Origin of the sequence: Streptosporangium sp. NPDC051023 (assembly GCF_040689595.1) — a bacterium.
Classification (GTDB): Bacteria; Actinomycetota; Actinomycetes; order Streptosporangiales; family Streptosporangiaceae; genus Streptosporangium.
The window spans coordinates 14,172-35,089 of sequence record NZ_JBFBCE010000004.1 but is presented as its reverse complement, the minus strand read 5'-3'; the positions used below and the strand labels follow the sequence as shown (position 1 = coordinate 35,089).

Below are 20,918 nucleotides of genomic sequence, written 5' to 3'. Positions count from 1 at the left end.
TCAGGAAAGGGCGTCGAAGCCCGCCCTGAGGTGGTTGAGGCGGTGGGACAGGTCGGAGAGCGGGACGACGAGGCTCGGGTCGTTGGCCTTGCGGGCCAGCTCGACCACCCGGGCCAGCTCGTCCTCGACCGCGGTGAGCCGCCTCGACAGCTCGGGCAGGACGGTCGCCTGGGTGTCGGCGTCGCCGGGGGGAAGCTCGGCGCCCAGACGTTCGCGGAGCATGCTCGCCTGCTCGGCCAGGCGGCGGTTCATGTTGTACAGCTCGACGAAGACCGCGACCTTGGCCCGTAGCACCCAGGGGTCGAACGGCTTGGTGAGGTAGTCGACAGCGCCGGCCGCATAGCTGCGGAAGGCGTAGTCGGGGGCGCTGTCGACCACCGTCAGGAAGATGATCGGGATGTTCCGGGTGCGCTCGCGGCGCTTGATGTGCGAGGCGGTCTCGAACCCATCCATGCCGGGCATCCGCACGTCCAGCAGGATCAGCGCGAACTCCGTGTTGAGCAGGGCTTTCAATGCCTCCTCGCCCGACCTGGCCCGCACGGGCACCAGATCGAGCGAGCTGAGGATGGCCTCAAGCGCGATGAGGTTCTCCTCTCGGTCGTCGACCAGGAGGATCTTGGCGCGGTCCGGCATCTATCGTGCCCCTTCGTTGGATTCGCCTGCGGGCCTGCCCCGGGTGAGCCAGCCACGCAGCCGTTCCAGCAAACTGTCGACGTCCACGGGCTTGGGAATGTAGTCCGAGGCCCCCGAGGCTATGCTCTTCTCCCTGTCCCCGCGCATGACCTTGGCGGTGAGCGCGATGATCGGCAGGTCGGCGAACTGCGGCATCCTGCGGATCGCGGACGTGGTGGCCCAGCCGTCCATCTCCGGCATCATGATGTCCATGAGCACCAGCGCGACGTCCTCGTTGCGCTCGAGCTGCTCGATGCCCTCACGGCCGTTCTCCGCGTACACGATCGTTGAGCCGTACCGTTCGAGCACGCTGGTCAGCGCGAACACGTTGCGGATGTCGTCGTCCACGATCAGGATCTTGGTCCCGGTGAGCGGGTCGTCACCCTTCCACGTCCGGGCCTCCTGCTGCGGGAAGAGCGAGATCGGCGGCTCCTCCGGCATCGGTATGTCGGGAAGGTCCTCCGGCTCCTCAAGCACCCCGACGATCGTCTGCCTGGAGAGGGAGTAGTTCGGCGCCGCCGCGCCGCCGTCGCGCGAGGCCAGCGGGCCGACGTAGGACGGCGGCAGGTACAGCGTGAAGGTGCTGCCCTGGCCGACCTCGCTGAAGACGTGGATCTCGCCGCCGAGCAGGCGGGCGATCTCGCGGCAGATCGACAGACCGAGGCCGGTCCCGCCGTACTTGCGGCTGGTCGTGCCGTCGGCCTGCCGGAACGCCTCGAAGATGACCTCCAGCTTGTCGGCGGCGATGCCGATGCCGGTGTCGACCACCTCGAAGGCCAGGATGCCGTCCGCCCCGCGCAGGGTGTCGTCGACGAAGGCGACCGTGCGGGGCGCGTGGATGACGCGCAGCCGTACCTCGCCCTTCGGGGTGAACTTGATCGCGTTGGAGAGCAGGTTGCGCAGCACCTGCTGCAGGCGCTGCTCGTCGGTGCGGAGCTCCTGCGGGATCGACGGGTCGACCTCGACGGCGAACGAGAGCCCCTTGTCCTGGGCCAGCGGGGCGAAGGTCGCCTCGAAGTAGTCGACGAGCTTGGGCAGGGAGATCCGCTGGGGGTGGATGTCCATCCGCCCGGCCTCGACCTTGGACAGGTCGAGGATGTCGTTGATGAGCTGGAGCAGGGCGGAGCCCGCGCCGTGGATGGTCTTGGCGAACTCCACCTGCTGCACGGTGAGGTTGCCCTCGGCGTTCTCGGTGAGCAGCTTGGCCAGCACCAGCAGGCTGTTCAGCGGGGTGCGCAGCTCATGGGACATGTTCGCCAGGAACTCGGACTTGTAGCGTGAGGAGACCGCGAGCTGCTCGGCGCGCTCCTCCAACGTACGGCGGGCCTGCTCGATCTGGAAGTTCTGGATCTCGATGGCCCGGTTCTGCTTGGCCAGCAGGGCGGCCTTGTCCTCCAGCTCGGCGTTGGAGCGGCGCAGCTCCTCCTGCTGGCGCTGGAGCTCGTCAGAACGCTCCTGCAGCTCGGTGGTGAGACGCTGCGACTCGGTCAGCAGGTCCTCGGTGCGCGAGTTGGCGATGATCGTGTTCATCGTGACGCCGATGGTCTCGACGAGCTGGTTCATGAAGTCGTGGTGGACCTCGCTGAAGTGGCTGAAGGAGGCCAGTTCCAGCACGCCGAGGACCTGGGTCTCGAACAGGATCGGCAGCACGACGATCTGGGCGGGCACCGAGCTGCTGAGGCCGGTGTCCACGGTCAGGTAGCGGGCCGGGACCTCCTGCAGAACGATCCCCCTGCCTTCAAGGGCGGCCTGTCCCACGATCCCCTCGCCGGTCGCGAAGCGCTGCCTGATCCGGGAGCCGGGGCGCGCGCCGTACCCGGCGATCAGGTGCAGGTCGTGATCGCCGGCAGGCTCGGCCAGGTAGAAGGCGCCGTAGTGGGCCGAGACCAGCGGGGTCAGCTCGCTCATGATCAGCTTTGCGACCTCCATCAGGTCGCGGTGGCCCTGCATGAGACGGGAGATCCTGGCCAGGTTGGACTTCAGCCAGTCCTGTTCCTGGTTGGCCGTGGTGGTGTCGCGCAGGTTGGACACCATCGTGTTGATGTTGTCCTTCAGCTCGCCGATCTCGCCCTCGGCGTCCACCGTGATCGAGCGGGTCAGGTCGCCCCTGGCGACGGCCGTCGTGACCTCGGCGATCGCACGGACCTGGGTGGTGAGACGGCCCGCCAGCTCGTTGACGTTCTCGGTGAGCCGCTTCCAGATGCCCTCCGCGCCCTCGACGCGGGCCTGGCCGCCCAGCTTGCCCTCGGAACCGACCTCGCGGGCGACGCGGGTGACCTCGGCGCCGAAGGAGGAGAGCTGGTCGACCATGGTGTTGATGGTGGTCTTCAGGGCGAGGATCTCGCCCTGCGCGTTCACGTCGATTTTGCGGGTGAGGTTGCCGTTGGCGACCGCGGTGGTGACCTCGGCGATGTTGCGGACCTGGTAGGTGAGGTTGTTCGCCATCGAGTTGACGTTGTCGGTGAGGTCCTTCCACACGCCGGAGACGCCGCGTACGCGGGCCTGGCCGCCGAGTTGTCCTTCGGTGCCGACCTCGCGGGCGACGCGGGTGACCTCGTCGGCGAACATCGACAGCTGGTCCACCATCGTGTTGAGGGTGTCCTTGAGCTGGAGGATCTCGCCCTGCGCGTCGGCGGTGATCTTCTTGGACAGGTTGCCCTGCGCCACCGCGGTCGACACGGCCGCGATCTGGCGGACCTGCGTGGTGAGGTTGTTCGCCATGACGTTGACGTTGTCGGTCAGGTCCTTCCAGGTGCCCGAGACGCCGCGCACCTGCGCCTGGCCGCCGAGCTGCCCCTCGGTGCCGACCTCACGGGCGACCCGGCTGACCTCCGAGGCGAAGGAGGAGAGCTGGTCGACCATGGTGTTGATGGTGGTCTTCAGGGCGAGGATCTCGCCCTGCGCGTCCACGTCGATCTTGCGGGTGAGGTCGCCGGTCGCCACGGCCGTGGTGACCTCGGCGATGTTGCGGACCTGGTAGGTGAGGTTGTTCGCCATCGAGTTGACGTTGTCGGTGAGGTCCTTCCAGACCCCGGAGACGCCGCGTACGCGGGCCTGGCCGCCGAGTTGTCCTTCGGTGCCGACCTCGCGGGCGACGCGGGTGACCTCGTCGGCGAACATCGACAGCTGGTCCACCATCGTGTTGAGGGTGTCCTTGAGCTGGAGGATCTCGCCCTGCGCGTCGGCGGTGATCTTCTTGGACAGGTCGCCCTGCGCCACCGCCGTCGCGACCGAGGCGATCGCGCGGACCTGCGTCGTCAGGTTGCCCGCCATGAAGTTGACGTTGTCGGTGAGGTCCTTCCACACGCCGGAGACGCCGCGCACCTGCGCCTGGCCGCCGAGCTCGCCCTCGGTGCCGACCTCGCGGGCGACGCGGGTGACCTCCTCGGCGAACGCGGAGAGCTGGTCGACCATGGTGTTGACAGTGGTCTTCAGCTCGAACATCTCGCCGACCGCGTCGACCGTGACCTTACGGCTCAGGTCGCCCTTCGCGACCGCGGTCGTGACCAGCGCGATGTCGCGGACCTGCGCCGAGACGCGGCTGGACATGGTGTTCACGGCCTCGGTGAGGTCGCGCCAGCTGCCCGACATGCCCCGCACGTTGGCCCGGCCGCCCAGACGGCCCTCGGTGCCGACCTCGCGCGCCACGCGGGTCACCTCCGAGGTGAACAGCGAGAGCTGGTCGACCATGCCGTTGATCGCCTTGCCGAGACGGCGCACTTCGCCCCGCGCGCTGCGGTCCAGGTCGATCCTGCGGGACAGATCTCCCTTGGCCACCGCGTCGATCACGTCCGCGGCCCCGCTGACCGGCCCGACCAGCGCGTCGATCAGGGCGTTCACCGAGTCGACGCTCTCCGTCCACGACCCGACGCCGGGGCCGGGCATGAGACGCTCCCCGAAACGGCCCTCCCGCACCACCTCGCGGCGCACCCGGTGCAGTTCGTTCGCGAGGTGCTCACGGCGGTCGGCCACCTCGTTGAGCAGCAGGCGGATCTCACTCAGGATCCCCGGAGGCGCGTGCGGCACCCGGCGGCGGAAGTCGCCGTCGCGCCAGGTGATCAGTGTCTGGAGAATCGGCTGCAGGTCCGACTCGGTGTAACGTCGTTCCTCGACGCCGGACACGGTGTTGGCCGTGGTCATAAGACCTCCTTGACTCCCGGGGGGCGCAGCCGCGAGTCATCCCAGTCTGTCACGGTGCGCAACTCCGAGTCCCGCCTTCGATTTACCGCATGTCAACGGCAAGTGTGATAGGCACGGAACAGTGACAAACGCTCCCCGCGCCGTCCTGGCCGCGACCTTCGCCCCAGGAGACACGGCCGTTCCCGCAGCCAGGCGGTTCACCAAAGAGGTGATGACCGCCTGGGCGGCCGTTTCCGCGCTCGCTCCGGCGGAGCGACTGGTCGAGGAACTCGCCGTGCAGGCGAAGGCTGTGTCGTTCGAGGTCGTCTGGAGCCATCTCGGCGACGGGCTGCGGCTTGAGGTGCGGCAGCGGAGCACCTCGGAGACGGCTCTGCGCCATCCGACCGTGCCGGTGGAGGAATGGGGTGTCACCTTCACCGGAGAACAGCGTACCCACTGGGCGAGACTGAGTCTGTCCGGTTCGCCGGAGGGACAGGCCGCTGAGTGGTCCGCGGAGGAGCCGAGCCGGGGACCGCTCTGGATGGGGTTCCTCGCCGACGCCAGCGACCTGCTGGCCGGGACCCTCAACCCGGACATGGTGCCCGCGATCATCTCCCAGATCGTGGTTCCCCGCCTCGCCACCTGGTGCGCGGTCTACACCTGGACCGACGGCGGCGGCCCGCAGCGTCCCGCCTACCTGTGGCACACCGACGAGCGGAGCATCGACGGGCTGCGCGAGGAGCTCGCCACGGTCCAGATACCGCAGGCGGGCGGCGCCATGCAGCTCGGCGACTCGCAGGTGCTCGTCATCCCGCTGCTGGCCAGGGGAAGGGCACTCGGCGTGATGTGCCTCGGGCGTCCCGACCGGTTCGCCGAGGACGTCTTCCAGTACGCCGAGGACATCGGCCGCCGCGCCGCCCTGGCCATGGACAACGCCAGGCTCTACGCGACCCAGGCGGCGGCGAACCGGGCGCTTCAGCGCAGCCTGCTGCCGCCCGACGAGCCCGGCGAGATCCCGGGTCTCGACCCCGCCGTGGTCTACGAACCGGCCGGTGAGACCAACGAGGTCGGCGGCGACTTCTACGACCTGTTCGCGGCGGGCGACGGCTCGTGGCGGTTCGCGGTCGGCGACGTCTGCGGCACCGGGCCGGAGGCCGCCGCGGTCACCGGCCTCGCCCGGCACACCCTGCGCCTGCTCGCCAGGGAGGGGTACGGCGTCGCCGCCGTCCTCGACCGCCTCAACCAGGCCATCCTGGAGGAGGGCGACCGGGCCCGCTTTCTCACCCTGCTGCACGGAGAGATCAAGCCGGTGTCGAAGGGGCTGGACGTGTGGATGGTCTCCGCGGGCCACCCTGAGGCGCTGCGGCTGCGGCCGAGCGGAGTGGTGGACACCGTGGTGACCTCGCAGTCGCTGCTCGGCGTCTTCCCCGAGGCGACCTTCAAGGCCCAGCTCGTCCACCTCGACCCCGGAGACGTCCTGCTCGCCGTGACCGACGGGGTGACCGAGCGGCGTCAGGACGGCAGGCTGCTCGACGACGACGGGGGACTGGCCAAGCTGTTCGCCGAGTGCGTCGGGCTGTCCGCGCGGGCGGTCGCGGAGCGGATCCGCCGGGCCGTACAGGACTTCGCCCCGGAGCCCAGCGCGGACGACATGGCGATCGTGGTCCTACGCGCCCGCTAGCGTCATCCGCCGGAAATTCACCGTCAGGTTCTGCGCGAGAAGACCATGATGTATTCGCAGGGAGCGTTCGTTCGGTTGGCGAAGCCGTGGTCCGCGTCGGCCTGGAAGAACAGGGAGTCGCCGGTGTTCAGGGTCTCGCTGATCCCGCCGATCGCGACGGTGAGGGTGCCTTCGAGCACCACGAGTTGTTTCTCCGTACCCGGCGGATACGCGGGCAGCAGCCCGGTGGAGACCTGCGCGGGGAGGTAGTGGACGACCATCTCGGCTCCTCCCGCGCCCGGGGCCGCTGACACCATGTGCCGCTCGAAGCCGGTTTCCGGGTCACGGAAAACGGGGCGGTCGTTCTTGCGCATGACAATGGCCACACCAGACGCGGCAGCAGTCGGCGCACCGATCAGGTCCGAGAGCGACGCGTCGAGCGCGTGGGCGATCCTGGATGCGACGCCGATCGTCGGGCTCTTCTCACCGCGTTCGACCTTGGACAGCATCGCCCGGCTGACCGACGACTGTGTGGACAGTTGCTCCAGTGTCAGGCCCGCCTCCTCGCGGCGTCGTCGCACGTTACCGCCGAACGCGCCGGCCAGGTCGTCACCGTGCTGTGGTTCGGCTGCGCTTGCGTCTTGCTCGACCACCGTGCTCCTCGATCGATAGGTACCTCGCTGCCCACAGTGTAGTGTTTCTTCTAAAGAAGATAGAGTCTTCTATCGGAGACGCGCGATGTGCGCCCAACACGACGGAGGTTCCATGCGTTTGATCTCGAGTGGCCGGCACCATGCCACGTTCGAATTCGGCGATCTGCAGGTGATCTCGTTGCGAGACGGGTACATCGACATGCCGCCGACACGGCTCCGCGACCAGGATGGGCGCACGCTCGATGAGCTGCCGGCCGCCGTCCCGCTGGTCGGCGACAACTTGCGGCTGTCGGTCAACGCCTTCTTCGTCACCGACGGCACGCGGTCGGTTCTCATCGACACCGGCGCGTCCAACGCCTGGCACGACCCCACCATGGGATTGATCTACGACGCGCTCGACGAAGCGGGAATCGACCGCGCGCATGTCACCGATGTGGCCATCACCCACAACCACGAAGACCACGTGAGCGGCCTGATCGCGCCGGACGGTTCAGAGGCGTTCACCAAACTCGAGCGCGTGTGGATCGGCGCGGGCGACACCTCGGTGTTCACGGGGCGGCTCGAGCCGATCCGCGACCGGGTCGTACCCGTGTCGGAGAAGGTCGCGATCAACGACTGGACCACCGCGATCCCGACACCGGGCCACACACCCGGTCACACCGTCTACGACATCAGGAGCGGCACCGGCCACCTTCTCGTCTGGGGCGACACCGTTCACGTTCCCACGCTCCAATTCGATCAGCCGAACGTGTCCTGGGAGTTCGACGGCAACCAGTCCCAGGCCCGCGCCGCGCGAGCGGCCCTCCTCGAACGACTGACCCAACCACACCACTTCGTAGCCGGCGCCCACCTCGACTCACCCGGCATCGCCCGGGTAACCCCCTCCGGCGACGGTTATGCGCTGGAATACCTCGCACCACCGATCGGCTGATCGAGGCGTGCGGCTGCCGGTGGGGTGGGGGCCGTTTACAGCAGCTGGGAGATCCGAGCCTGAACCTGGTCGGAGGCGGTGAAGGTGACCAGTTTCTGCTCGGGATCGTCGGCGAGTTGAAGCACGACGTGCTCCAACTCGATCTCCCCGAGGGCGGGATGGCGCAGCCGTTTGGCGCCGGAACTCAGGGGCACGACCCTGTGCTGTGGCCACCACTCTCTTACCTCGGGGCTCGCCGCGTGCAGGCGCTCGAACAACGCGCTGAAGCCGGGATCGCCCGGGTGCCGTGCCGCGGCGGTGCGGAATCGGCCGAGCAGCGCGGATGCTTCGGCTGACCAGTCGACCATCACCTGACGGGCGCCACGGTCGGTGAACATCCACCAGAGCAGGTTGCGGGCCTCCGGCGGCCGGGCGGGCCAGTCGGTCCACAACGCCCGGGCGGCCCGGTTGGAGGCCAGCACGTCCCAGCACCGGCCGGTGACATAGGCCGGGCACGGGTCGAGCCGGTCGACGAGCGAGACGAGGGCAGGTGAGAGTGTTTCGGCGACAGCTCGTGTTTCGGCGGGCGGGGCGCCGTGGATGAGCTCGTGGATATGGCTCCGCTCGGCGGCGTCGAGCCGCAGGGCCGCCGAGAGCGCGTCGAGCACCTGGCGGGAGGGACGTACCTCGCGGCCCTGTTCCAGGTAGGTGTAGTACGTCGAGGAGATGGCCGCGAGTTGGGCCACCTCTTCCCGGCGCAGACCGCGGGTTCGGCGCCGAGCTCCCGCGGGCAGACCGACATCGGCCGGCTGGAGCCGCTCGCGGCGGGAGCGGAGCAGCTCTCCCAGCTCTCGGGCCCGAGGCGTGGACTGAGGCATCCTGGTACTTCCATTACTAGGAAAAACACCCTGTGGATACCAGTCTAGGCTGTGGCTACGTTGGCGCCATGAACGTCATGAACACGGACTTCGGCATGGCCGGGTCGTACGCCATCCGCACCGAACACATGGACATCCCGGTGGGCGACGGGCCTCCGATGGGGGCCTACGTCGCCCGGCCGACGGCTCCCGGCCCGTTCCCGGGCGTCCTGGTGGGCATGGAGCTCTTCGGTGTCGACGCCGCTGTCCGCGACGTGTGCGACCGACTCGCGAGACTGGGATTCGTGGCACTCGCGCCGGATTTCCACCACAGGACCGCTCCCGGAAGCGAACTGCCACGCGACCCTGTGGGCCGGGAGCGAGGATTCGAACTGCTGGGGCTGATGACGCGCACCACACTGCTCAGTGACGTGCGCGCCGCCATTGACCACCTTCACGCGGCCGGCAGCGAACGCGTCAGCATGGTCGGGCTGAGCTTGGGCGGTCACATCGCCTACCTCGCGGCCACGGAGTTCGACCTCGCCGCGGTGGCCGTCTTCTACGGCGGCTGGCTGCCGACCACCGACATTCCGATCAGCCGGCCCGAACCGACGCTGTCACTGACCCCGAAGATCACCGGGCGTGTCCTCTTCCTCGTCGGCGAGAGCGACCACGTCGTCCCGCCCGCACAGCGACGCGAGATCGCGGACGCGCTGCGCGAGGCGGGCATACAGCACGAGATGGTCGTCTACCCCGGCATCGGGCACGGTTTCCTCAGCACCGATCGGACCACGTCAGCCGACGCGTGGCGTCGCGTCCACGCACTGCTGACCAGCGTCGAAGCCTAGTGCGGGGTTCCGCTTTACATGACGCTTTCCGATGCCATAGTTGAAGTCACCGAGAGTGTGGGACAAGACACGTTGTGTCGTGCCCATGCCCGTGCGACGCATGAGACGGATCGCGAGGACAGGCGTGACCGGACAATCAACACCAACCACACCGGCGGACTGGCGGGAGTTCGGCCGTGTGCTGAGGGCGCATCGAGAACAGCGTGAGCTGAGCCTGCGGGATCTCGCCGGGCGGATCAGGTGGCATCACTCCGTGATCGGCAAGTGGGAGCAGGGCAAGAACCGCCCGCCCGTCGAGGCCGTCAAGGTTCTCGACGCCGAATTCGACGCCGGGGGCGACCTCATGACACAGGCGCTTCATGCAGCGATGGCTGATGCCGATCAGGCGCGGAAGAGTAACGTCGAGGCAAAGGCCTCAACGCGGGATGAGGGCGAGGACATGGAGCGCAGACGACTGATACGGGATGCCGCCGCCGTCGCTGTCGGTGGTGCGGTGGCGCCCGTGCTGGCCACCCTGACCGACACCTGGCAGAGCTACGGACCGCGCATCTCCGGGGCGAGCGTGTCACAGGAGATGATCGACGACTGGGAGGACGCGGCCGAAGCGCACCGCGAACGGAGTTACTATGATCCGCCCGCCGTCGTGCTCGCGGCTCTCGCCGTGGACTACACCGACATCGCTCCCCACCTCAACCGCCACCAGCCGAAAGCCGTGGAGCGGGACCTGGCGCACGCCGCCGCACGCTACAGCGCCTTGATCGCCTGGACATGGTTCAACCTGGGCAACAAGCGGGAGGCAGGGCGGTGGTGGAAGCGGACCCACACGTTGGCCGATGCATCCCGGGACGCTATGCAAGCATCCGTGCTGCGAAGCTGGGAGGCGTCCCAGCGAGGCCATGACGGCGATGACGTCCTGCCACTGATTCAGGAAGCTCGCCGTCTGGCCGGGAATCAGCCGAGCTGGACGCTGTTCTCCGGGCTCCGCGTAGAAGCTCAGGTTCTCGCGATGCAGGGGCGTTCCAACGAGGCGATCGCCACGCTCAACCAGGTTGAGAACGTGCTGGCAGGTCTGCCCGCGCAGACACCGGGAACCGTTCAGACTGACTGGTACACCCGGAGCCTGATTTACACCCTGGCGGGCGACGACAGGCAGGCCAGTGAGGCACAGGACGCCGCCAAGGCGGCATACGACTCCGGGCACATCATGTCGGCCGTGTTCGAGCTACACCGAGCGGCGGCGCAAGCGCGCACAGACCCGGAGCAGGGCGCTCAGCATGCCTTGCGGACTCTCGACGATCTTCCGGCCGAACGGCGAGACAGCCGTAGCTTGCCAGCCGCTCGGCTGACACTGACCACGCTTCCGGAGGAGGCGCGCGCCCTGCCCGTGGTTCGGGAGCTGCGCGCCCTGACGACGGGGAACCGGTCGGCCTGAGCCGGACACGATGGCGCTCCGCCGGTCAATGACCGGCGGGGCGTTCGTGATTCTGGCGTGCGCGGGACGATTCCGCGTCCTCTACAACCGGTCGGCTACAGACCCGTATCGCGCTGGTACCTCTACGAAGGTTCCTCAGTCCATGTTCATTGCGACACCTTCGGTGTCGCGGGCTTGGGCGCTTTCGGGTCGGTGTCTTCCCCCCGTCACTCCAGACACCGACGCGCCCAAGCCGGGTGGTCACCTCTCGATGTTGACGTGCTTGCGGGCGAAGTCGAGCTGGGCCGACATCTGCGCGATGCGCTCGGAGACGACCAGCGAGCCGTGGCCCGCGTCGTAGCGGTAGACCTCGTGCCGGTGGCCGCGCTCGGCGAGCCGGGAGACATAGGTCTCGATCTGCCCGATCGGGCAGCGCGGGTCGTTCTCCCCGGCCAGGATCAGCACCGGAGCCTGGACGTGGTCGACGTAGGTGATGGGCGAGCAGTTCACGTAGCGCTCCGGCTGCTCGTCCGGCGAGCCGCCGAGCAGCGCGCGGTGGTAGGACCGCAGCGCTTCCGTCTCCTCCTGGTAGGTGGCCAGGTGGTCGGCGATGGGCACCGTCGCGATGCCCGCCGCCCACATCTTGGGCTGTGTGCCCAGGCCGAGCAGCGTGAGGTAGCCGCCCCACGAGGCGCCCGCCAGCACCAGCCGCTCCGGGTCCGCGACGCCGCGGTCGACCATGACGCTCCGCACCGCGGCCACGTCGGCAAGCTCGATGTGCCCGACCTCGCCGGTCAGGGCGTCCCGCCACGCGGAGCCGTAGCCGGTCGAACCACGGTAGTTGACCCGCACGACGGCGAAGCCGAGGTCGACCCAGGCGGCCACCTGTGGCACGAAGGAGTCGTCGTCCTGCGAGCTGGGGCCGCCGTGCAGCAGGAAGACCGTCGGGAACGGCCCCGAGCCCCGTTCGGGGCGGGAGACCAGCGCGTGGATGCGCCCGCCGGGGCCCTCGACGTCCACGTCCTCGACCGGCACGGACGGCGGCGAGGTCGGGCCACCGTGGTTCATCACCACGTGGCCGTTCGTCGACCTGATCACCGGCGGGTGGGCTCCGCTCGACCAGGAGTACTCGACGGAGCCGTCCGGCCTGGGCGCGGCGGCGTCGATCACGCCGTGCGGGGTGTCGATCGGGAACATCCTGCCGCCGACGAGGTCGTAGCGGTGCAGGTAGGTGCGGCCCCGATTGGCCCTGATGACGAGCAGTGAGCGGCCGTCGGCGTACCAGTCCGCGGTGATCTCACCGGGGTCACGCAGCCAGATCTCCCGCTGGTCGCCGCTCTCCGGGTCCCACACCAGCGGCTCCCTGCGTCCCCTGCGCTCGTGCAGGGTGAGGAGTCTGCGGTCGCCGAGCACGGGCGCGAAGCGCAGGCCGAGCACACCCTTGCCCGGGCCGTCGTGCAGGTCGCCGACGACGGCGCCGTTGCGTCTGATCACCCGCAGCGCGGGGTGGCGGGAGTCGCCGTGCTCGCTGTGGCTGATCGCGATGAGGGAGCCGTCCAGGGAGACGGCGGCCACCGAGGCGGCCTCGGCGTGTTCGTAGATCACTCGTGCGGGTTCGCCTGGCCGTACGAGATGGATCTTGAAGCCCTCGCCGGGCCTGGCCATGCCGATCACCGCCTCGCCCGTCGTGGACAGCGCGATCCCCGAGGGGAAGCCGGGCGGGAGGTCGATCGGCTCGTCGGGGCCGCCGTAGAAGGGCTGGCGCATCCAGGTGCCCCACTCGTCGCCGTCGGTGTCGGAGAACCACCAGATCCACTGACCCGTGGGGTCGATCGTGCCATGCGAGGTGCCTTTGGTCCGCGCGGTCGCCTGGCGGGTCGAGCCCGCGGCGCGGTCCCAGGCGTAGATCTCCCACGCGCCTGAGGCGTTGCTCCGGTAGACGGTCCTGGCGGGTGCCTGGCGCGCCCACACGGGCAATGTCACGCGTGGCGCTCGGAACCTGGACTGCCAGCGTTCCTCCGCCTTCATATGGCGCTTCCCCTCGTCAAGGCGTGACTTCAAGCGTCCAGGCGCGGGCTCGCCGGATTGCCGTCCAGTATGTCGCCTCCACCACTGATTTGCTTAGTTAATGTGTGGGAATTTCGGGCTAAATGTCACTCCAGTAACATAGAACACGGGGTTATCTGTCAAGCACAGGGCTTGAACGGTGATGGCGTTGGAAGATAGACATACGGAAAGAAGCCGTCACTTCACTGGTTTCCGGTAGGGCCGTGATACGGGCCCGCATAGCGTGAGAATCGGTGTGCCAGGCGCTCGGCCCCATGCCGACGACGGCCTCGACCGCCTCGCGTCCGAGTGTCATGCCGAACTCGTGGACGCTCCGTCCGGTCTCCGCGAAGTGGCCGCCGAGGCTCTCCGCGACCCGTCGCTCCTTCTCCTCGTCGACCGACAGCAGCCCGAGCCGCTCGACCAGCGGTTCCAGGTGCTGGGAGGTGGGCGTGACCACGACCAGTGTGCCGTCGTCTCCGAGCACTCTGGCGAACTCGGGGCCGTTCCTGGGGGCGAACACGTTCAGGAGCACGTCGACCGAGTCGCTCCTGACGGGCATGGGCCGCCACACGTCGGCCACGACGGCTCCCAACCGGGGATGCGCTCGCGCGGCCCGCCTGACCGCGTGCTTGGAGACGTCGAGCGCGATCCCGACGGCGTCGGGCAGCCGGTCGAGCGCCCTCGCCAGGTAGTGGCCCGTCCCCGCGCCCGCGTCCGCGACCACCTTCGCCCCGGTACGGCGCGAGCCCTCCGCCCCGGTACGGCACGCCTCCGCGACCGCCTCGGCCAGCGGATCGAAGTGCCCCACCCCGAGGAAGGCGTCCCTGGCGGCGACCATCTCCGCGCTGTCGGCCGTCCCCGGCGCCCGCGAACCGGTCAGCAGGCTGACGTATCCCTGTCTGGCGACGTCGAAGGCGTGCCCCGAGGGGCAGCGCACGGCCCGCTCGTCCAGGCCGAGATCGCCCCCGCAGACCGGGCAGATGAGAAGTTCGACGACGTCGGCCAGCATCCGTCCATCATCCCGTGTTCCCCGGGTGACCCGGTCGTCGCCCTCCGGCGCCCGTGCCCGGTTTCAGGCGGCCTGGATCTGCCTGAGGAAGGCGGCGTTCGAGGGGGTCTCCCTGAGCCGGTCGGTGAGGAGTTCGAGGGCCTGCTGCCGGTCGAGACCCCCCAGAGTACGGCGCAGCCGCCAGGTGAGGTCCAGCTCGGCGGGGTCGAGGAGGATCTCCTCGCGGCGGGTGCCGGAGGCGTCGAGGTCGACCGCGGGGTAGAGGCGCTTGTCGGCGAGGGCACGGCTGAGCCGCAGCTCCATGTTGCCGGTTCCCTTGAACTCCTCGAAGAGGTTGTCGTCCATCCGGGAACCGGTCTCGACCAGGGCGGTCGCCAGGATCGTCAGCGAGCCGCCGTCACGGAGGTTGCGGGCCGCGCCGAAGAAACGGCGAGGGGGAAGCAGGGCCGCGGCGTCGAGGCCTCCGGCCAGGGTGCGTCCCCCGCCGGGGGCGAGGTTGTTGTAGGCCCTGGCCAGGCGGGTCAGGGAGTCCAGCAGGACGACGACGTCGCGCCCTGTCTCGGCGAGGCGCTTGGCGCGTTCGACGGCGAGTTCGGCGACGGCGGTGTGGTCGCGGTCCGCGCGGTCGAACGTCGACGCGGCGACCTCGCCGTGTACGGACTCGCGCATCTCGGTGACCTCCTCGGGACGCTCGCCGACGAGGACGACCATGAGGTGGCAGTCGGGGTGGTTGCGGGTGATCGCGGCGGCCAGGTCCCGCAGGACCATCGTCTTGCCCGCCTTCGGCGGTGCGACAATGAGGCCGCGCTGGCCCTTGCCGATCGGTGCGAACAGGTCGATGACCCTGGTGGTCACCGACTCGGTCTCCAGGCGGAGCCGGTCGTGGGGATGGACGGGGGTCATGTCGGCGAAGTCGGGCCTGTCCCGCCAGGCCGGGGCGCCGTTGACGCTCCGCACCTCCTCCAGCCTCTCGTACGGCCTGCGCGCCGTCGCGACGACATGGTCGCCGGGGCGCAGGCCGTACTGCCTGATCTGGGAGTGGGGGACGCGCACGTCACCGGGACGGGGCAGGTAGCCGTCGGTTCTGAGATGTCCGGTCTTGTCACGGACGTCGAGCAGCCCGGCCACGGTCTCGACGGGGGTGTCGCTCTGGCGGGGCCGGGGAGGTTTGACAGTTGTCTGGGTGGTCATGACGACCTTTCACACGGGGGACCACGGATGGTCACTCACACAGGGGAAATACCGGGGGAAAAGACCGCACGCCGAAAAAGGCGTTCACGCGGAGAAAAGGGCGGATCATCGCACGCGGCTTGGCCAGCGGTGCGTCACGCCTGCTATCACGGTAGCACCGTCAATCCCCCAGCAACAGGAGACCGGATGCCACACCTACCTATAACAATCGCCGGTGTCGAGGTGTTCCCGCTCTGCGACGCCGTGGGACCGATGGGCGATTCGATCCGGCGTCCGCTGGCGGAGATGTTCCCCGGTGCCGACCACGGCGGGTCCGAGGAGTGGGTGCTGCACTTCCACTGCTATCTGCTGCGTGACGGTGCGGGCCGTACGGTGCTCGTCGACACCGGCATCGGCCCCGAGGACTCGGCGGCGTCGAGCTGGGCCCCGGTTCCCGGGGCGCTCGGCGCAGAGCTGGCACGGGTCGGCGTCACGGCCGGGGAGATCGACGCGGTGGTCATCACACATCTGCACAGCGATCACGCGAGCGGCGCGGTGATCGGCGGGGTGCCCGCCTTCCCCAACGCCAGGCACCTGTTCCAGCGGGCCGAGATCGACACGGCGGCGGAGTCGGTCCTCGACCAGGTTGTCAGGCCGCTGGGCGAGCGTGTTCACGTGGTCGAGGGCCGGGCGGAGGTGTTCCCCGGCATCCGGATCCTGCACACCCCGGGCCACACGCCCGGTCACCAGGTCGTCCAGGTAGGAGACCTGGTGCTGACCGGTGACGTGGTGCTGCACCCGGTGCAACTGGACGATCCGGCGATCCCGTACCTGTACGACGACGACCCGGACCTCGCCGCCGTCACGCGGGCGAAGCTGCTCCAGCAGGTCAGAGCGGCCCAGGGCATGATCGCCACCGCTCACTTCGCGGAGCCGTTCACCCGCCTGCGGGGGTGAGCGCCGTTCAAGAACTCTGGGCGGCCAGGAGCAGGCGCCTGGCCTTGCCCCGGTAGCGGAGGACCTGGAACGCACCCAGCGCCCAGATGGGGTACTGCGCGGCGAGGGCCCAGCGGAAGGCGTCCAGGTCGGTCTTCCCCATCAGGTCGAGGACGATCCCGATCACGGCGATCAGGGTCATCGACGCGACGAACCCGCCGCCGTTCACGATGCCGGTGGCCGCGCCGATCCTGGCCGCGGGGTTGAAGGTCCTGGCGTAGTCGAAGCCGATCATCGACCCCGGCCCGTTGGCCGCCAGCACCACCATGAGCAGCACGAGCAGCCAGAGCGGCGCCCGTCCCGGCCAGGCCAGCACGACGGTCCACGCCCCCGCGGTCGTGCCGATGATGACGAACACCATCCGGGACCGGTGGAAGGGGAACCGGCCCGCGAGGTAGCCGAGCAGCGGCCCGCAGACCATGCCGCACAGGGTCAGCGTCGACAGCAGCACGCCCGCGACCGAGGGGGACAGCCCCTGGCCCTGGACCAGGAACGGATATCCCCACAGCAGCAGGAACGACGCCGCCGAGCACTGGGTGGCCGCGTGGGTCCACATGCCGAGGCGGGTGCCCGGCTCGGCCCAGGCGGCGCTCAGGCTCGGCCGCTCCCCGGCCAGCCCGGGGCGGGAGTCACGCAGCACCGTGAGCAGCAGCAGAGCCGAGACCACGCCCAGTACGGCGGCGCCCAGGAAGGTCGGCGTCCAGCCGTACGCGTGCAGGGACTGGATCAGCGGCACCGTTGAGGCGATCGCGCCGACCTGCCCGATCAGGCCGGTGAGCTGCACCATCACCGGGTTGCGGCGGGGAGAGAAGTGGATGTTGACCAGCCGGATCACGCTGATGAACGTCATCGCGTCGCCGCAGCCGATCAGCGCTCTGCCCGCGACCCCGGGGAGGAGTCCGTCGGCCAGCGCGAAGACCAGCTCGCCGCAGGCCATGATGGTCGCCCCGATGACCAGCATCCGCTTCGAGCCGAGCCTGTCGACCAGCACCCCGACCGGCACCTGCATGGCCGCGTAGACCAGTAGCTGCAGCATCGCCAGCGTGGAGAGCCCGGCCGCGCCGATGCCGAGCCGAGCCGCCGCCTCGATGCTGGAGACGCCCAGGGACTGGCGGTGGAAGACCGCGATGACATACGCCAGAACACCGACGGCCCAGAAGATCACTGCCTTTGACCGTGGAGTCATGGGGTAAATATTACGTTTAGGGGTTTTTGCGATTACTTTGGGGTCGCGGACGGTCGGTTCAGCGGCGCGGGTAGCGGATGAGCAGGCTGGCCTGGACGTCCTGGTCGCCGATCGCGGCGTAGGTGTGAGGCACGTCGGAGACCCAGCGTATGTGCTCGCCGGGCCTGGCCAGCAGCGGGAATCCCGCGGGACCGGCCTCGAGCGTCCCGCCGAAGACGGTGATGTACTCGGTGACCCCTTCGTGGTGGGCGGGGGAGGTCTGCGCGGTCCCGGCCGGGACCGTCAGCCGGTAGAGCTCGTAGGTGACGTTCTCCTCCTCGAACACCTCCAGCAGCACGGCCGTGACGGCGGTGCCCCTGATCGCGGTGCCGGGAGCGGCCGGGGCCGGGCCGAGGGCGACCGCCAGCGGTACGCCGAGTTCGGCGGTGACCGCCCAGAGTGTCTCCAGGGTCGGGTTTCTGGTGCCGTTCTCCAGCCCGGAGAGCGTTGCCTTGCCGACACCGGCGCGGCGGGCCAGTTCGGAGAGTGAGACGCCGCGCTCCTCTCGCAACCGGCGGATCCGCGTCCCGACGTCGTGGGTGTCGGTCTCCAGAGCCGGACGAGAGTTTTGTGTGCCGCTGTCCATGAGGCTATGGTGCAGCATGACCGATGTTCCGTTTACGGAACGAATGTCGGCGTGTTGATGACATGCCAGATATCTAAAGAATCCGGCTGTCCTGGCGGGGCCGCTGAACCCGGCGCGAACCCAGCGGCCCCGACGGACCTGACAGCCCCGCGAATCCAGTAGCTCCGGTCGGCCACTGTCGGCCACTGTCGGCCACTGTCGGCTGTGGTCGGCTATGGCGAGTTCGGCGAACCCGATGGGGCCGGCGGGCTCGACGGACCTGGAAACCCGGCGACTCCAACGGCCCGGCGGCCCTGAACGCCCGGCGGCCTCGACGAATCCGATGAATCCCGGAGATCCGACGGACCCGGTGAACCATGGAAAGGACGGAGACGATGACACGCCTTCTGCAACCGACGCTGGCCGGCCTCGTCACCGCGCTCGTCGGCTTCGCCAGCTCCTTCGCCGTGGTCCTGGCCGGGTTGCGGGCGGTTGGCGCCGACCAGCGGCAGGCGGCGTCGGGCCTGCTCGCTCTCTGCCTGGCGAACGGTCTGGTGGCGATCTGGCTCGGGCTGCGACAGCGGATGCCGATCACCATCGCCTGGTCGACGCCGGGCGCGGCGCTGCTGGTCGCGACCGGCGCGGTCGAGGGCGGCTTCCCCGCGGCCGTCGGGGCGTTCGTGGTCTGCGGGCTGCTGATCACCGCCGCCGGGCTCTTTCCCGTGCTTGGCCGTACGATCGCCGCCATCCCCGCCCCGATAGCGGGCGCCATGCTGGCCGGGGTCCTGCTCAACCTGTGTGTCGCGCCCGTCAAGGCCCTCGGTGAGGTGCCGCTGATGGCCGGTCCTGTCGTGCTCGCCTGGGCGCTGCTGAGCCGCTTCGCCCGCAAATGGGCGATCCCCGGAGCCCTGCTGGTCGCGGTCGTGGCGATCGCCCTGACCGGTCCCGGCCTCGGCGCCGTGGACGTGCGCCCGGTCGTCGAGCTGACCGTGCCCTCGTGGAGCGCCTCGGCCATGATCAGCGTCGCGCTCCCGCTGTTCCTGGTCACCATGGCCTCCCAGAACGTGCCGGGCATGGCGGTCCTGGCCCAGTACGGCTACCGCCCCCCGCTGCGCGGGATCCTGGTCGGCACCGGTCTGGCCAGCACGCTCGGCGCTCCCCTCGGCGGGCACGCGGTGAACCTGGCCGCCATCACCGCCGCCCTGGCCGCGGGCCCTGACGCCGATCCCGACCCCGGCCGTCGCTGGATCGCCTCGGTCAGCGCGGGAGCCTCGATGATCGTCCTCGGCGTCGGCTCGGGGCTGGCCACCGCGCTGGTCCTGCTCTCCCCGCCGGTGCTCATCGAGGCCGTCGCGGGCCTGGCCCTGATCGGCGCGCTCGTCTCCGCCCTCGCCTCGGCCTTGGCCGAGCCGGACAGGAGGGAGGCCGCGGTGGTCACCTTCGTGGTCACCGCCTCCGGGCTGACCCTGTTCGGGATCGGCGCCGCGTTCTGGGGCCTCGTCGCCGGAGGCCTCATGACACTTCTGCATCGCCGTCCCAGGAGGTCTCCCCGGACAGGCGAAGCGGCCCCCGGAACCAGTGCCGTATCCGAGCCGTCGCCTGAGACGGCGTCCGAGGCCGAAACCATGTCCGAGATCGCTCCCGGGCCGGAAAGGGAGGACAGGCTCACGCACCAGTGACCGTGGTTCGCGGGAAATCGGCGCCTGGCGGCGGCTTCGTGGATCGGGCTCAGGTTGAGCGCGGGGTGGCACGTTGCTTGGGCGAGTGGCTCCGTGGCATTCGGCCACGGAGCCTCCGCGAAAACCCGTTGGCGGACCACGGTGACCACTGCTACCTTGCCGGAGGCCGTGCGAGAGAACGAGGAGGTGGTACCCGTGAACGCAGTATCGACATGGGTGCTCCCCTCCGGGGTCACGGTCGGGCGATAGGTCGTCCGGGAGCGCCGTTCAAGAGCACTCCCGAAAGGCACGACCATGCGATTCACCTCTGAGCAGCGCCTCGACGACGGCGTCCTCGAACGCGAATTCACCCTCGGCGAGATCCCCGGCATCCTGTGGACGCCCGGATCCGCATCCGCATCCGCACCGGTCCCGCTGATCCTGCTCGGTCACCCTCCGCTCGGACTGCACAAGATGTACCCCCGGCTGGTGGCGCGGGCCCGGCACTCCGCGGCGGAGGGCTTCGCCGCGGCCACCATCGAGCTCCCCGGGAGCGGTGACCGGCCCCGTTGGGCCGCCGCCGAGCAGGCCCGCGCCGACCTGCGCCGGGCTATGGAGGCCGGCGAGCCGGTCAGCGACGAGATCATCGACGCCCTCATCCTCCCGCTCGTCGAAAAGGCGGTCCCGGAATGGCAGGCCGCCCTGGATGCCCTCCTGTCGCTGCCCGAGATCGGCGGCCCGGTCGGGTACTCGGGAGGAGTGATCTCCATCGGCATCCGGCTTGCGGTGGTCGAGCCGCGCATCGTGGCCGCCGGCTTCTTCGCCGGGAGCTTCGTGCCTCGCGCCATGTTCGAGGAGGCCCGGCAGGTCACCATTCCGCTGCATGTCCTGCTGCAGTGGGATGACGAAGGGAACGACCGGCAGGCGGCCCTGAACCTGTTCGACGCCTTCGGCTCCAAGGAGAAAACGCTGCACGCCAACATGGGCGGGCACACCGGCGTCCCGCAGTTCGCAGGGGAGGACGCGGCCGGGTTCTTCGCCCGGCATCTGCGCTAACCGCCGACCACCCTCGCCGTCAGGCCGACAGCGGGCGGTAGGCGGTGCCCGGCCGGACCT

Annotated in this window: 16 protein-coding genes; 7 read left to right on the top strand and 9 right to left on the bottom strand. The window is 69.4% G+C overall.

Features of this window, described 5'->3' with window-relative positions; genetic code table 11:
* Together AB0395_RS03750 and AB0395_RS03745 are read right to left on the bottom strand one after the other, a co-directional pair.
* On the bottom strand, nucleotides 1-633 hold the full coding sequence (locus tag AB0395_RS03750) for a response regulator (RefSeq protein ID WP_366276651.1): 633 nt from the start codon (nucleotides 631-633) through the stop codon (nucleotides 1-3).
* Nucleotides 634-4,812 (bottom strand): HAMP domain-containing protein, encoded by a 4,179-nt coding sequence (locus AB0395_RS03745; protein WP_366276648.1) that lies wholly within the window; start codon nucleotides 4,810-4,812, stop codon nucleotides 634-636.
* A gap of 121 nt (nucleotides 4,813-4,933) precedes the next feature.
* On the opposite strand from AB0395_RS03745, the gene AB0395_RS03740 reads away from it, so the two are divergent.
* Nucleotides 4,934-6,472, top strand: coding sequence for a SpoIIE family protein phosphatase (locus AB0395_RS03740; RefSeq protein WP_366276647.1), 1,539 nt, complete (start codon nucleotides 4,934-4,936; stop codon nucleotides 6,470-6,472).
* A gap of 23 nt (nucleotides 6,473-6,495) precedes the next feature.
* Here the strand turns inward: AB0395_RS03740 and AB0395_RS03735 are convergent, their stop codons facing one another.
* Complete coding sequence (locus AB0395_RS03735; protein ID WP_366276646.1) at nucleotides 6,496-7,104, bottom strand: XRE family transcriptional regulator; 609 nt, start codon at nucleotides 7,102-7,104, stop codon at nucleotides 6,496-6,498.
* A 112-nt stretch (nucleotides 7,105-7,216) separates the two neighbouring features.
* On the opposite strand from AB0395_RS03735, the gene AB0395_RS03730 reads away from it, so the two are divergent.
* The gene (locus AB0395_RS03730) at nucleotides 7,217-8,035 is read left to right on the top strand and encodes an MBL fold metallo-hydrolase (protein ID WP_366276644.1); all 819 of its coding nucleotides are present in this window, start codon (nucleotides 7,217-7,219) and stop codon (nucleotides 8,033-8,035) included.
* 35 nt (nucleotides 8,036-8,070) lie between these two features.
* Here the strand turns inward: AB0395_RS03730 and AB0395_RS03725 are convergent, their stop codons facing one another.
* Nucleotides 8,071-8,892 carry a helix-turn-helix transcriptional regulator gene (locus tag AB0395_RS03725; RefSeq protein WP_366276642.1) on the bottom strand — a complete coding sequence of 274 codons (822 nt, stop codon included), beginning with the start codon at nucleotides 8,890-8,892 and terminating at the stop codon, nucleotides 8,071-8,073.
* Nucleotides 8,893-8,960: 68 nt separating this feature from the next.
* Here AB0395_RS03725 and AB0395_RS03720 point away from each other — a divergent pair, with 68 nt between their 5' ends.
* Together AB0395_RS03720 and AB0395_RS03715 are read left to right on the top strand one after the other, a co-directional pair.
* Nucleotides 8,961-9,719: a dienelactone hydrolase family protein gene (locus tag AB0395_RS03720; protein WP_366276639.1), complete on the top strand. Its 759-nt coding sequence runs from the start codon at nucleotides 8,961-8,963 to the stop codon at nucleotides 9,717-9,719.
* Between the two features lie 124 nt (nucleotides 9,720-9,843).
* Nucleotides 9,844-11,151, top strand: a complete 1,308-nt coding sequence (locus AB0395_RS03715; RefSeq protein WP_366276637.1) for a helix-turn-helix transcriptional regulator — start codon at nucleotides 9,844-9,846, stop codon at nucleotides 11,149-11,151.
* Nucleotides 11,152-11,391: 240 nt separating this feature from the next.
* Here the strand turns inward: AB0395_RS03715 and AB0395_RS03710 are convergent, their stop codons facing one another.
* From AB0395_RS03710 to rho, 3 genes are all read right to left on the bottom strand, one after another.
* Complete coding sequence (locus AB0395_RS03710) at nucleotides 11,392-13,158, bottom strand: prolyl oligopeptidase family serine peptidase (protein WP_366276636.1); 1,767 nt, start codon at nucleotides 13,156-13,158, stop codon at nucleotides 11,392-11,394.
* Between the two features lie 151 nt (nucleotides 13,159-13,309).
* Nucleotides 13,310-14,188: a putative RNA methyltransferase gene (locus AB0395_RS03705; RefSeq protein ID WP_366276633.1), complete on the bottom strand. Its 879-nt coding sequence runs from the start codon at nucleotides 14,186-14,188 to the stop codon at nucleotides 13,310-13,312.
* A gap of 63 nt (nucleotides 14,189-14,251) precedes the next feature.
* Entirely contained in the window at nucleotides 14,252-15,379 is a 1,128-nt protein-coding gene (rho, locus tag AB0395_RS03700; protein WP_366276632.1) for a transcription termination factor Rho, read from the bottom strand.
* 186 nt (nucleotides 15,380-15,565) lie between these two features.
* Here rho and AB0395_RS03695 point away from each other — a divergent pair, with 186 nt between their 5' ends.
* Nucleotides 15,566-16,315 carry an MBL fold metallo-hydrolase gene (locus AB0395_RS03695; protein ID WP_366276631.1) on the top strand — a complete coding sequence of 250 codons (750 nt, stop codon included), beginning with the start codon at nucleotides 15,566-15,568 and terminating at the stop codon, nucleotides 16,313-16,315.
* Between the two features lie 7 nt (nucleotides 16,316-16,322).
* On the opposite strand, the gene AB0395_RS03690 is transcribed toward AB0395_RS03695, so the two are convergent.
* Together AB0395_RS03690 and AB0395_RS03685 are read right to left on the bottom strand one after the other, a co-directional pair.
* Entirely contained in the window at nucleotides 16,323-17,540 is a 1,218-nt protein-coding gene (locus AB0395_RS03690) for an MFS transporter (protein WP_366276628.1), read from the bottom strand.
* 58 nt (nucleotides 17,541-17,598) lie between these two features.
* On the bottom strand, nucleotides 17,599-18,165 hold the full coding sequence (locus AB0395_RS03685; RefSeq protein ID WP_366276625.1) for an XRE family transcriptional regulator: 567 nt from the start codon (nucleotides 18,163-18,165) through the stop codon (nucleotides 17,599-17,601).
* Nucleotides 18,166-18,539: 374 nt separating this feature from the next.
* On the opposite strand from AB0395_RS03685, the gene AB0395_RS03680 reads away from it, so the two are divergent.
* Both AB0395_RS03680 and AB0395_RS03675 read left to right on the top strand, forming a co-directional pair.
* Nucleotides 18,540-19,823, top strand: coding sequence for a benzoate/H(+) symporter BenE family transporter (locus tag AB0395_RS03680; protein ID WP_366276624.1), 1,284 nt, complete (start codon nucleotides 18,540-18,542; stop codon nucleotides 19,821-19,823).
* A gap of 294 nt (nucleotides 19,824-20,117) precedes the next feature.
* Nucleotides 20,118-20,858, top strand: a complete 741-nt coding sequence (locus tag AB0395_RS03675) for an alpha/beta hydrolase (RefSeq protein ID WP_366276622.1) — start codon at nucleotides 20,118-20,120, stop codon at nucleotides 20,856-20,858.
* Nucleotides 20,859-20,918 lie beyond the last annotated feature (60 nt).

Coding starts and splice junctions, on each gene's coding strand:
- AB0395_RS03750 (WP_366276651.1), bottom strand. CDS start 633: ATGCCGGACCGCGCCAAGATCCTCCTGGTCGACGACCGAGAGGAGAAC.
- AB0395_RS03745 (WP_366276648.1), bottom strand. CDS start 4,812: ATGACCACGGCCAACACCGTGTCCGGCGTCGAGGAACGACGTTACACC.
- AB0395_RS03730 (WP_366276644.1), top strand. CDS start 7,217: ATGCGTTTGATCTCGAGTGGCCGGCACCATGCCACGTTCGAATTCGGC.
- AB0395_RS03725 (WP_366276642.1), bottom strand. CDS start 8,892: ATGCCTCAGTCCACGCCTCGGGCCCGAGAGCTGGGAGAGCTGCTCCGC.
- AB0395_RS03720 (WP_366276639.1), top strand. CDS start 8,961: ATGAACGTCATGAACACGGACTTCGGCATGGCCGGGTCGTACGCCATC.
- AB0395_RS03710 (WP_366276636.1), bottom strand. CDS start 13,158: ATGAAGGCGGAGGAACGCTGGCAGTCCAGGTTCCGAGCGCCACGCGTG.
- AB0395_RS03705 (WP_366276633.1), bottom strand. CDS start 14,188: ATGCTGGCCGACGTCGTCGAACTTCTCATCTGCCCGGTCTGCGGGGGC.
- rho (WP_366276632.1), bottom strand. CDS start 15,379: ATGACCACCCAGACAACTGTCAAACCTCCCCGGCCCCGCCAGAGCGAC.
- AB0395_RS03695 (WP_366276631.1), top strand. CDS start 15,566: ATGCCACACCTACCTATAACAATCGCCGGTGTCGAGGTGTTCCCGCTC.
- AB0395_RS03690 (WP_366276628.1), bottom strand. CDS start 17,540: ATGACTCCACGGTCAAAGGCAGTGATCTTCTGGGCCGTCGGTGTTCTG.
- AB0395_RS03685 (WP_366276625.1), bottom strand. CDS start 18,165: ATGGACAGCGGCACACAAAACTCTCGTCCGGCTCTGGAGACCGACACC.
- AB0395_RS03680 (WP_366276624.1), top strand. CDS start 18,540: ATGACACGCCTTCTGCAACCGACGCTGGCCGGCCTCGTCACCGCGCTC.
- AB0395_RS03675 (WP_366276622.1), top strand. CDS start 20,118: ATGCGATTCACCTCTGAGCAGCGCCTCGACGACGGCGTCCTCGAACGC.